Raw genomic sequence first — 10,968 nt, 5'->3', positions numbered from 1 at the left:
CCTATTGTTTCTGCATGGGGAAGATCATGGTGACCGTTAATCCCTTGGCATCGGGACTGTCGGGGACGGTGTCGGAAAGCTCCAACCGGCCGCCATGCAGCTCCATGACGGCCTCCACGAGCGCAAGGCCTAGGCCGGTTCCCGGCTTGGAGCGGCTTTCGTCCAGACGGAAGAAACGCTTGACCACATCAGCACGCTGATGGGCGGGAATGCCCGGCCCATGATCGGCGACCGCGAGCGTCACCGCGTCGCTGGTGCGCGCCAGCTTGAAGGTGATCGTCTGCTCGCCATGGCAGCCCGTCGCATATTTGAGGGCATTGTCGATGAGATTGAAGAGTGCTTGACCGATCAGCTCGCGATTGCCCTGAATTTCGACATTCGGCTCGATATCGGCCGTCAGCGTCAGACCCGCCTCTTCAGCAACCGGCTCATAAAGTTCGGCGGTATCAGCGACGATGGAGGAGAGATCGACACCAGTCATTTCGGCCGCCACCGACCCCGCCTCGACGCGAGAAATCATCAGGAGGGCATTGAAGGTGCGGATCAGCTGATCGGATTCGCCGATGATGCCCTCCAACGCCGTGCGGCGCCCCTCGCTGTCGGCACTGTCGAGCGCATCGGCTGCCTTGTTGCGCAAGCGTGTCAGCGGGGTTTTGAGGTCATGCGCGATATTGTCGGAGACCTGCCGCAGCCCCTCGTTCAATTTCTCGATGCGCCCCAGCATGGCATTCAGCGAGGCGGACATGCGGTCGAACTCATCGCCGGAACCGCCGACGGGCAGGCGCTGCGAGAGGTCACCGGCCATGATCTTGCGGCTGGCATCCGTCATGCGGTCGATGCGCTTGAGTGCATTGCGGCCGATACCGAACCAGATGACCAGCGCGCCGAGGCCCATGATCGCAAGCGCAAGCATCAGAGCCTGGCGGACCAGCACGCGGAAGCGCTCCGGCTCGCCCAGGTCGCGGCCGATCAGGATGCGCAGCCCGTTGTCGAGAATGAAAATGTTGGCAATTGCCAGATGCCGGCGTTCCGGATCATTGGAGGCGTCGGTATAGCGCTCGTAGACGAAAGGAAGCTCCGTCCAGCCAGCAGCACCGAGCACTCCGGGCTGTACGGACGCGACGTTGCCGGCCAGGATATCGCCGGAAGGACCGGCAATGACATAGAGATTGGCACCCGGCTGGCGGGCGCGGCGCTCCATGGTGCGCAGAAGCAGGTTCAGCCCGCCGATGTCATAGGCGCGCTTGACCTGATTGACCTCCTGCTGGACGGCATCGCGGATCTGTCCCGTCAGTAGCCGTTCCGACATGGCCGTGACATAGAAGACCAGCGTTGCGGCGCAGAGCGCAAAAAGAAGGATGTAGAGAGCTGAAAGTCGGACTGCGGTAGACTTGAAGAGGACGCGGAAGCGACTCATCCCTCGTCCTTGATCATGTAGCCGGCGCCGCGGATCGTCTTCAGCAGCGGCTGGCTGAAATCCTTCTCGATCTTGGAGCGCAGGCGCGAAACGTGGACGTCGATGACGTTCGTCTGGGGATCGAAATGATAATCCCAGACATTTTCGAGCAGCATGGTGCGGGTCACGACCTGGCCGGCATTCTTCATCAGATATTCCAGCAGGCGGAATTCGCGCGGCTGCAGCAGGATTTCCTTGCCGCCGCGGCGTACCTCATGCGAGAGGCGGTCGAGCTCGAGATCGCCGACGCGGTAGAGGACATCCTGCTCCGGCGTGCCCTTGCGGCGGCCGAGCACTTCGACGCGCGCCAGAAGTTCGCTGAAGGCATAGGGCTTCGGCAGGTAATCATCGCCGCCGGCACGCAGGCCGGTGACGCGGTCATCGACCTGGCCGAGCGCGGACAGGATCAGAACTGGCGTATGCACGCCCTTGCGACGCAGCTCGCTGATGACAGAGAGGCCGTCGCGGCGCGGCAGCATGCGGTCTATGATGGCAACATCGTAGGTGTTCTCGGTGCCCATGAAGAGGCCACTCTCGCCGTCGCTTGCGTGATCGGCAATGATGCCGGCTTCGCGAAACGCCTTGGTGAGGTAAGCCGCCGCTTCGAGATCGTCTTCGATGATCAGAATCTTCATGTGAGCGACATTACCTGCCGAGGCAGCCTCGGCACAACCAGAATCGGAGGAGTTCACGGCATGTTGGCCAGCGGTTGTCATCTTTCACCTGCCTTGGAGCCAGTCATCTTTGACATATTCTAAAAAGGAAGCCGCGCAAGCCGTGGCCTGCGCGGCTTCCTGATTCATTTCATCCGCTTAAAGGATCAACCGGCGTTGATCGGCAGAGCGACGAAACGGCTGCCGTCGCCGGACTGAATCTGGAACAGGGCGCGCGTGCGGCCGTCCTTCTTCGCCTGCTCGATGACCTTGGCGATGTCGCCAGCGCTCGAAACCTGCTGGTTGTTGACCGAGGTAATCTTCTCGCCTTCCTTTACGCCCTTGTCGGCAGCATCGGAATCCGGGTCGACGGCGGTGATCGCGACACCCTTGCCATCGTCGGAAGGACCGACGGTGAGGCCGAGGTCAGCCAGCGCCTTTTCAGACGACGGCTGCTGTGGCTGCTGATCCGGCTGCGAGTCGTCATTGGAGGCCTGATTCTGATCGGCAGGCAAGGTGCCGAGTTCGACCGTGACAGACTGCGACTTGCCGCCGCGCCACAGCGAAACCTCGACCTTGGAGCCCGGCTGCATAGCGCCGATGCGGCGAGCCAGATCGCGCGGATCCTTGACCGGATCGCCGTTGACTGCCGTCACGACGTCGCCGTTCTTGATGCCGGCCTTCTGGCCCGGCGAGCCATCCTGCGGGGAAACGACCAGGGCGCCGCTCGCCTCGGACAGGCCGAGCGACTCGGCGATATCCTTGGTAACGGGCTGGATCTGGACGCCGAGCCAACCACGCGAAACCGTGCCGGTCTTGATGAGGTCGGTCACGACGTCCTTGGCGGTGGTCGCCGGAATTGCGAAGGCGATGCCGACGCTGCCGCCCGACTGCGAGAAGATGGCGGTGTTGATGCCGACCACCTGGCCGTTAAGGTTGAAGGTCGGGCCGCCGGAATTGCCCTTGTTCACCGGCGCATCGATCTGGATGTAATCGTCATAGGGGCCGGAATGAATGTCGCGGCCGCGAGCCGAGACGATACCGGCCGTGACGGTGCCGCCGAGGCCGAAGGGATTGCCGACGGCAACGACCCAATCGCCGACGCGGACCTTGGAATCATCGGCCCAGCCGACATAAGTAAACTTCTTGCCCTTGGGATCGACCTTCAAGACGGCCAGATCGGTGCGGCTATCCTTGCCGACGAGTTTGGCGTCGAGTTCGGTGCCGTCATTGAGGACAACAACGAAGGCTGCTCCATCGGAAACGACGTGATTGTTGGTGACGATATAGCCGTCTTCCGAGACGAAGAAGCCCGACCCTTGAGCGACCGGGCGCAGGCGGCCCTTGTCGTCGGAATTCTTCTGCTGGTTCTGGCCATGCTGCTGGCCACGACCCTGTTGCTGTTCGAACTGACGGAAGAACTTCTTCAGCGGATGGTCGTCGGGGAGATCGTCGAAGCCGCGGCCGAGACCGAAGGAATCATCTTCATCGGCAACCGGATTGACACGGGATTCGACGCGGACTGAAACGACGGCCGGCGAAACGGCATCCACTACATTGGCGAAGCTCGGAACCTGCGGTGCCTGAACATTGACGGCATCGGCATAGGCACCGGTGACCACAGCCGGAACACCCGTTGCCAGGGCAGCGACAGCGAGGCCGGCGACGACGGAAGCCTTCATAGCAGTGCTGCGGGACAAGGTGTCCTTGATATTCCTGAACATATGCGAGTTACCTTCTCTTTTCTCGTCGGATTGACGCCGGCAGGACCGGCTATGGTTCGTCATGGTAGAGATATAGGGCACGGCACCTTACAACGAACTGTCCGCCCCATGAAAAATTCGTAATGTAAGGAAATCGTTGCAATGTCACGACGGAAGATGACGGCTGCGTCACTTCCCCAGGATGTCTTTCAACTGCGCCTCTTCATCGGCGCTCAGGGGGCTGCCGGTGGACTTGCCGGTACGGCGACGCGCATAGACGGCAAGGGCCAGTCCGCCTGCTACGAAGAGCACAATTGGCGCGCCCCAGAGAATATAGGTCTTCTCGCTCAGGCGCGGCTTGAGCAGCACGAACTCACCGTAACGGGAGACGATGTAATCGAGCACCTGCTGATCGGTGTCGCCATCGGTGAGCCGCTTGCGTACGAGCAAGCGCAGGTCACGCGCGAGATCGGCATTGGAATCATCGATGGATTGGTTCTGGCAGACCATACAGCGCAATTCGGCCGAGATCGTGCGCGCCCGTGCCTCCAAGGCCGGATCGGAGAGGACTTCGTCGGGATTGACGGCCAAGGCGCTCATCGGTGCCAGAAGCGCAACAAGGCAAAGAATCAGCCGTATGGCGCCCCCAAGACTGTGGACGCCGGCAAAGCGCGATGTCGGCCGATAGCTGTTCATTCAGCCGGCTCCATCGCCGGGCGAACCGGTTTTGCCTTGCGGCTCGGGGCGCCGACGCGCAGACGACGATCGCTGAGCGACACGAAGCCGCCGACTGCCATGACGAGCGCGCCCATCCATATGCAGAGAATGAACGGCTTCCACCAGATGCGCACGACCATGCCGCCATCCTTGCCGGCGTCGCCGACCGACACATAGAGCTGGTTTAGGCCGAGCGTGAGAATGCCGGATTCGGTGGTCGCCGTGCGGCTCGCGGTAAAGACGCGCTTGGAGGAAGACATCTGGGCGAAAGCAACCCCGCCACGGCTGACAGTGAAGCGAGCCCGGTCTTCGGTAAAATTGGGGCCGACACCCGGCTGCACTCCATCGAAACGCAAGCTGTAGCCGCCAAGCTCGGCGGTCTCGCCCGGCTTCATGCTGGTAATGTGTTCTCCCTCGAAGGTCGTCACCGCGACGATGCCGAGGACAGTGATGCCGAGGCCCGCATGGGCAAGAGCCGTGCCGAAAGCGGAGCGCGGCAGCCCGCTCAGACGGCGCCAGGCGACACCTGTCGCCACCTTGCCGACGCCAGCGCGATACCAGAGATCGGCTAAGGCGCCGAAGACCAGAAAGAAGCCGGCCATAAGGCCGAGAGCGGCCAGCACCGGTCCGCCGTGCTCGACATAGAACAGGACAAGGCCGGCCAGGAAGGCCACACCTGCCACGACATAAAGCCTCTGCAGCGCGCCGAGCAAATCCCCGCGCTTCCAGGCGAGCAGCGGACCGAACGGCACGGCGACGAGGATCGGGGTCATCAACAGCCCGAAGGTCATGTTGAAGAAGGGCGGCCCGACGGAAATCTTGTCGCCGGTCAGCGTTTCGAGCGCTAGCGGATAGAGCGTGCCGGTCAACACCGTGCCGCAGGCGACGGTCAGGATCAGGTTGTTCAGCACCAGCGCCCCTTCGCGCGAGATCGGCGCGAACAAGCCGCCGGCGGCAAGTTTTGGCGCACGCAACGCGAACAGCGAGAGCGCCCCACCGATGAAGATCAGGAGAATGCAGAGGATGAAAATGCCGCGTGTCGGATCGCTGGCGAAGGAATGGACCGAGGTCAACACACCGGAGCGGACGAGGAAGGTGCCGAGCAGCGACAGCGAGAAGGTGAGGATCGCCAGCAGCACCGTCCAGATCTTCAGGGCATCGCGCTTTTCCATGACGAGCGCCGAATGCAGCAGCGCCGTGCCGGCAAGCCAGGGCATGAAGGAGGCGTTTTCAACCGGGTCCCAGAACCACCAGCCGCCCCAGCCGAGTTCGTAATAGGCCCAATAAGAACCCATGGCGATGCCGAGCGTCAGGAAGCTCCAGGCCGCGAGCGTCCAGGGACGGACCCAGCGCGCCCAGGCGGCATCGATGCGTCCTTCCAGAAGTGCCGCAACGGCAAAGGAGAAGCAGACGGAGAAGCCGACATAGCCGAGATAGAGCAGCGGCGGATGGATCGCGAGGCCAATATCCTGGAGGATCGGGTTGAGATCCTTGCCCTCGGCCGGCGCCGGGTTAAGCCGGATGAAGGGATTGGAGGTCAGCAGGATGAAGACCAGAAAGGCCGAGGAGATCCAGGCCTGCACGGCGAGCACATTGGCGCGCAGCACATCGGGCAGATTGCGCCCGAACAGCGCCACCAGCGCGCTGAAGAGCGCCAGGATCAGCAGCCAGAGCATCATCGATCCCTCGTGATTGCCCCAGACGCCGGAGATCTTGAAGATCAGCGGCATCAGCGAATGGGAATTGGCCCAGACGTTGAGGACGGAGAAATCGGAGGCGACATAAGCATAGGTCAGCACACCGAAGGAGAAGGCGACCAGCAGAAACATGACGATGGATCCCACAGGGGCGATATCCATCATCGAGACATCGCCGCGCCGGGCGCCGACAACAGGCAGGATGGAGACGATCAGCGCGGTCGCAAGCGCCAGCACCAGGGCATAATGTCCGAGCTCGATGATCATTGGCTGGCCTCCTCGCCCTTCCACACGCCATCGGCCTTCAGCTTGTCGGCGACCTGTTTCGGCATGTAGCGCTCATCATGCTTGGCGAGCACACTATCGGCAACGAAAACGTCGCTGCCCGGCTCGAACTTGCCTTCGGTCACCACGCCCTGCCCCTCGCGGAACAGATCCGGCAGGATGCCATCATACCTGACCTTGATCGTGTCGGTGCCGTCGGTGACCGAGAATTGAACCTGGGTGCCCTGACCACGCACGATCGAACCCTCCCCCACAAGCCCGCCGAGGCGGATCAGCGTGCCGGCATTGACCGGTGTCTTCGCAAGATCGGCCGGCATGTAGAAATAGGCGACCGACTGGCTGAAGGCGAAGAGGACAAGCAGCACGGCAACGGCGATGAAACCCATGCCGCCGGCGATCACAGCCAGTCGTTTCTGCTTGCGGGTCATTGCTGTGTTACCTCCGTCGGCAGGCCCAATTCCTTCGCCAGCGCCAGAAGCTGCTGGCCCTCCCCTCCATCGGCCGGAAAGGCCGCGAGACCGCGCTTCAACGCATCCGCTGCGCGCTCCCGATCATTCAGCACCGCATAGGAGCGGATCAACCGCATCCAGCCTTCGAAATTCTTCGGATCTTCCTTGAGCTTGGCATCGAGGCTGTCGACCATGCCGCGGATCATCTGCTGGCGATCGCCGCTGCTCAGCGCATTCGCCGCAGCGACGTCCTCCGCGGTCGGATTGCCGGGCGCGTTGGCGTTCGCGGAGGCGGTCTGCTGGCCGCCATTCTTAACGATATGCTCGTCGACAGCTGCAAGCCATGGCGCATCCGGCGGCGATTGTTTCGCCAGGGCCTCGAAGGCAGTTTTCGCATCGGCCGCCTTGCCCTCCTGCTCCAATGCCAGCGCCAGATAGAAAAGCGTGCGCGGATTGGTGGCATCGAGCGCCAGCGATTGCTGCAGCACGCTGCGCGCCTCCGCCGTCACAATGCCATTGGCCTTGACGACCAGCACTTCGCCCAGATCGCCAAGCCGGATCGCGTTCGGTCCCAGCAGGCGGATGACATTGCGATAGGCAAGCTCGGCATCGCCGATGCGGTTGGTCTTGAAATAGATCGGCGCCAGAACCTCCCAGCCCTTGGCATCATCCGGGTTCTTGGCCAGATGTTGTTCGATCTTGACGATCGAAATGGCGAGATCATTTCCTGGCTTCTCCAGCCGCGCTTCCAGCGGCTGCGCCGGCAGGCCGGGATCGCCATTGACGAGATAGAGACAGAGACCAACGGCCGGAAGAAGGACGATGATGAAGGCCTGGGCAAGACGATAGCTGCCATGCGCGGGCGATTTCACTGCCGTCTTCTCATCCTTGGCAGCAGCGATGAGGCGCCGTCCGATTTCGGCGCGGGCGTAGCCGGCCTCCTGCACGGAAATGAGACCGCCGGCAAGATCGCGCTCCAATTCGCGAAGCTGATCACGATAGACCTCGGCCTCGCCGGAACGACAGTCCTCCGCCTTCTTCGCACCACGCAGAAGAGGATAGAGCAACACAGCGCCGACAACCGCCGTAAGAACGGCCACGAGAATCCAGAACAGCATAGACGCCCAATACTTTAACGGGGCGCTTATTCCAACCGGGAAAGGCGATCTGACGAAGATTTGAGGCGTTTGGCCGCGCCTTTCGGCGCGGAAACCTGGAGCCTTTCCGCTTTTCTTCGAATCGCGAAATGCCCCATCTTTTTATTTTTACGCAATTCCGGACGGGAAACCGCTGCGCACTTTTCCTGAAATTGCTTTAATCGAGCGGCGTCCAGGTGCCATCGTCATTGCGGCAGGCCGCGCCCCTTGCCGTCGTCGGCTTACCGTCGACAGTGACGGTGTGGGTATATTGCCGGCAGTTCTGAGAGCCGACCTGGTAGGGCGCGGCGGGAACAACCTCGCCGCTTGCACTCCTGCCCTTCCATGCCACAGGCTGGCCAAGAGGCGAGGTCTCAAGCGCCCGATATTCGGCTTCCAGCGCGCGCTGCTTGTCGTTGTCGCTGAGCTTGACGCCGGTGCGCTCGACGATGCCACCATCAAGAGCATTGATGAAGGTTGCGGAGGCCGGAGGCTTCGCAGACGAAAATAGGCTCTTGCCGCCCCCCAGGCCGCCCGTCGTCGAGCAACCAGAAAGCGCAATCGCGGCGAAAAGAGAGGGGACAACCAGAAAAAAGGTACGAAGCTTCATACAACCGAACCAGTATCAAAAAGCAAAACCATAGGTACTGCGCTGCGGTATCATCATGACCCACAGCGCCTTTTTGGCATCATGCCGTTCCTCACGCAACATCCTTCGTCAGACCCGGCAAAATTAGGCTCGCGCGAAGCCCGCCCCAGGTGCCCCGGGAAAGCTCGAAACGGCCTTGATATTCATTCGTGATCTCGCTGACGATCGACAGGCCGAGACCGGTGCCGGGCTTGCTCTCGTCCAGCCTGCGTCCGCGCTTCATGGCTTCGCGGATCTGATCCGGCTCGAGACCGGGGCCATCGTCCTCAACCACCAGTTCCACCCAATGGCGCCGCGCCGGATCAATGCCCCTGATCTCGGCCGGCGCCTCGTTTGCAACCAGGCGCACCTTATGTTCAGCAAAACGGGCGGCATTTTCGAGGAGATTGCCGACCGTCTCCTCCAGATCCTGCTGCTCCATGGCGAGCGCCAGATTGGGCGAGACGGAAAGTTCGAACTCCTTGTCGGCGTTCAGCCGCCGCATGACACGGACAAGCCGCTCCAGCGCCGGCTCGGCCTCGGTGCGCGCCAACACGGATTCACGCTGGGCGGCGATGCGGGCGCGATTGAGATAGGATTGCACCTGCCCCTGCATGGCTTCTGCCTGGTTCTTCACCAGATCGCCATGCGAACGCTCCAGGACGCGGGATTCGTTGAGCAACACCGCGATCGGCGTTTTCAGCGAATGTGCGAGATTGCCCACCTGCATGCGGGCGCGCTCGACGATACGCCGGTTGCTGTCGATCAGCGCATTGATCTCATTGGCAAGCGGCAGGATCTCGCGCGGAAAATCGCCCTGCAGTCGTTCGCTTTCGCCGGCACGGATGCGCTCCAGCGCCGCCCGCGCCTTATCGAGCGGCTTCAGGCCATAGAGAATGGCGAGCGCATTGACGATCAAGCTTCCGACGCCGAAGCCGACGAGCGCGAAATAGAGACTGTGGGAGAAATTGCGGACGTCATCCTCGACCACGGCGACATTGCCGGTCACGCGGAAACGCGCGGCGCGGCCGTCCGTGTCGAGCACGACTTCGGTTTCGGCCACCTGAACGCGGTTTCCGAAGGCATCGGTGACGATGTAATAGCGCTCGTAATTCTTGTCGAAGGGCGCTTCCAGCACCGAGAGGACAGGCAGGTTCGAGGCGCCGAGCGACGGCGAGACCAGCGGCGTCGCCGTATAGGTGCCGAGCGGCTCGACCATCCAGTACCAGCCAGTCTTCGGCTGGGCGAACCGCAGATCGCCGAGCTGTGGGCTGCCGGCCAAGGCGCCCTGATCGCCGATCGTCACCGAATTGATCACGTTATAGAGCTGGGCGCGCAACAGGTCCTGAAAGCCGCGTTCGGCACTCTTGCGATAGATATTGGAAATGACGAGCCCGATCACTACCAGCGCCACCGCCGACCAAAGCGTGGTCAGCAGCAGGACGCGAGCGGTGAGCGACTTAATTCGCATTGGTCGGAGCTTGGATGCGGTAACCAAGGCCACGGACCGTTTCAATCAGATCGACGCCCATCTTCTTGCGAAGGCGTCCGACAAAAACTTCAATCGTATTGGAATCCCGGTCGAAATCCTGATCATACATGTGCTCGACCAGCTCGGTGCGCGAGACGACCTCGCCCTTGTGATGCATGAGATAGGCAAGCAAGCGGTATTCATGAGACGTAAGCTTGAGCGGCTTGCCGTCGACGCTCGCCTTCGAGCTCTTGGTGTCGAGGCGCACCGGGCCGCAGACGATTTCCGAAGAGGCGTGGCCGGCGGCGCGGCGGATGAGCGCGCGGATACGGGCGAGCACTTCCTCGACATGGAAAGGCTTGGCGACATAGTCGTCCGCGCCGGCATCTATGCCTGCCACCTTGTCGCTCCAGCGGTCGCGGGCGGTCAGGATCAGCACCGGCACGGTGCGTCCGGCGCCGCGCCATTTTTCAAGCATGGTGATGCCATCCATTTCAGGCAGGCCGATATCCAGGATGATCGCGTCGTAAGGTTCGGTATCGCCGAGGAAATGTCCCTCCTCGCCATCAAAGGCCGTATCGACCACGTAGCCCGCCTCCTTCAAGGCCTCGGCAAGCTGGCGGTTCAAGTTGATATCGTCTTCGACTATGAGAATGCGCATGTCTGAATCCAATTTCCCCGGTTCGAGAAACAGTACTGTAAATCACGCTGCAGTGGAATCACGGAAACAATAAGATTTTGTGTGAGATTCAAGGCTTTAGGTTGGCGCCAAA

The 10,968-nt window shown here is 61.7% G+C and carries 10 protein-coding genes; all 10 read right to left on the bottom strand.

What is annotated here, in order from left to right:
- Window position 1: 1 nt before the first annotated feature.
- Entirely contained in the window at window positions 2–1,417 is a 1,416-nt protein-coding gene (locus tag GA0061103_RS09830; protein WP_092710286.1) for a sensor histidine kinase, read from the bottom strand.
- Window positions 1,414–2,172: a response regulator transcription factor gene (locus GA0061103_RS09825; RefSeq protein WP_047627321.1), complete on the bottom strand. Its 759-nt coding sequence runs from the start codon at window positions 2,170–2,172 to the stop codon at window positions 1,414–1,416. Before GA0061103_RS09825 ends, GA0061103_RS09830 begins: the two co-directional genes overlap by 4 nt.
- Before the next feature lie 104 nt (window positions 2,173–2,276).
- Complete coding sequence (locus GA0061103_RS09820; protein WP_092710285.1) at window positions 2,277–3,833, bottom strand: Do family serine endopeptidase; 1,557 nt, start codon at window positions 3,831–3,833, stop codon at window positions 2,277–2,279.
- Window positions 3,834–4,001: 168 nt separating this feature from the next.
- A complete protein-coding gene (locus GA0061103_RS09815; RefSeq protein WP_092710282.1) occupies window positions 4,002–4,508 on the bottom strand; it encodes a cytochrome c-type biogenesis protein in 507 nt (168 codons plus the stop codon).
- On the bottom strand, window positions 4,505–6,493 hold the full coding sequence (locus GA0061103_RS09810) for a heme lyase CcmF/NrfE family subunit (protein ID WP_092710280.1): 1,989 nt from the start codon (window positions 6,491–6,493) through the stop codon (window positions 4,505–4,507). Before GA0061103_RS09810 ends, GA0061103_RS09815 begins: the two co-directional genes overlap by 4 nt.
- On the bottom strand, window positions 6,490–6,939 hold the full coding sequence (ccmE, locus tag GA0061103_RS09805; protein WP_092710277.1) for a cytochrome c maturation protein CcmE: 450 nt from the start codon (window positions 6,937–6,939) through the stop codon (window positions 6,490–6,492). Before ccmE ends, GA0061103_RS09810 begins: the two co-directional genes overlap by 4 nt.
- A complete protein-coding gene (gene ccmI / locus GA0061103_RS09800; protein WP_092710276.1) occupies window positions 6,936–8,078 on the bottom strand; it encodes a c-type cytochrome biogenesis protein CcmI in 1,143 nt (380 codons plus the stop codon). Before ccmI ends, ccmE begins: the two co-directional genes overlap by 4 nt.
- 196 nt (window positions 8,079–8,274) lie before the next feature.
- The gene (locus GA0061103_RS09795) at window positions 8,275–8,706 is read right to left on the bottom strand and encodes a hypothetical protein (protein ID WP_092710274.1); all 432 of its coding nucleotides are present in this window, start codon (window positions 8,704–8,706) and stop codon (window positions 8,275–8,277) included.
- 91 nt (window positions 8,707–8,797) lie between these two features.
- Window positions 8,798–10,195, bottom strand: a complete 1,398-nt coding sequence (locus GA0061103_RS09790; RefSeq protein WP_092710271.1) for a sensor histidine kinase — start codon at window positions 10,193–10,195, stop codon at window positions 8,798–8,800.
- Window positions 10,185–10,856, bottom strand: coding sequence for a response regulator transcription factor (locus GA0061103_RS09785; protein WP_092710269.1), 672 nt, complete (start codon window positions 10,854–10,856; stop codon window positions 10,185–10,187). The genes GA0061103_RS09790 and GA0061103_RS09785 overlap by 11 nt, the downstream gene beginning before the upstream one ends.
- Window positions 10,857–10,968 lie beyond the last annotated feature (112 nt).

The organism is Martinezella multihospitum (assembly GCF_900094585.1).
Lineage (GTDB): Bacteria > Pseudomonadota > Alphaproteobacteria > Rhizobiales > Rhizobiaceae > Rhizobium > Rhizobium multihospitium.
Note: the sequence above shows the minus strand (reverse complement) of the source record. Positions and strands in the feature narration are given on the sequence as shown.

Excerpts from the sequence above, each read along its gene's own strand:
- GA0061103_RS09830 (WP_092710286.1), bottom strand. The coding sequence starts at position 1,417 with ATGAGTCGCTTCCGCGTCCTCTTCAAGTCTACCGCAGTCCGACTTTCA.
- GA0061103_RS09825 (WP_047627321.1), bottom strand. The coding sequence starts at position 2,172 with ATGACAACCGCTGGCCAACATGCCGTGAACTCCTCCGATTCTGGTTGT.
- GA0061103_RS09820 (WP_092710285.1), bottom strand. The coding sequence starts at position 3,833 with ATGTTCAGGAATATCAAGGACACCTTGTCCCGCAGCACTGCTATGAAG.
- GA0061103_RS09815 (WP_092710282.1), bottom strand. The coding sequence starts at position 4,508 with ATGAACAGCTATCGGCCGACATCGCGCTTTGCCGGCGTCCACAGTCTT.
- GA0061103_RS09810 (WP_092710280.1), bottom strand. The coding sequence starts at position 6,493 with ATGATCATCGAGCTCGGACATTATGCCCTGGTGCTGGCGCTTGCGACC.
- ccmE (WP_092710277.1), bottom strand. The coding sequence starts at position 6,939 with ATGACCCGCAAGCAGAAACGACTGGCTGTGATCGCCGGCGGCATGGGT.
- ccmI (WP_092710276.1), bottom strand. The coding sequence starts at position 8,078 with ATGCTGTTCTGGATTCTCGTGGCCGTTCTTACGGCGGTTGTCGGCGCT.
- GA0061103_RS09795 (WP_092710274.1), bottom strand. The coding sequence starts at position 8,706 with ATGAAGCTTCGTACCTTTTTTCTGGTTGTCCCCTCTCTTTTCGCCGCG.
- GA0061103_RS09790 (WP_092710271.1), bottom strand. The coding sequence starts at position 10,195 with ATGCGAATTAAGTCGCTCACCGCTCGCGTCCTGCTGCTGACCACGCTT.
- GA0061103_RS09785 (WP_092710269.1), bottom strand. The coding sequence starts at position 10,856 with ATGCGCATTCTCATAGTCGAAGACGATATCAACTTGAACCGCCAGCTT.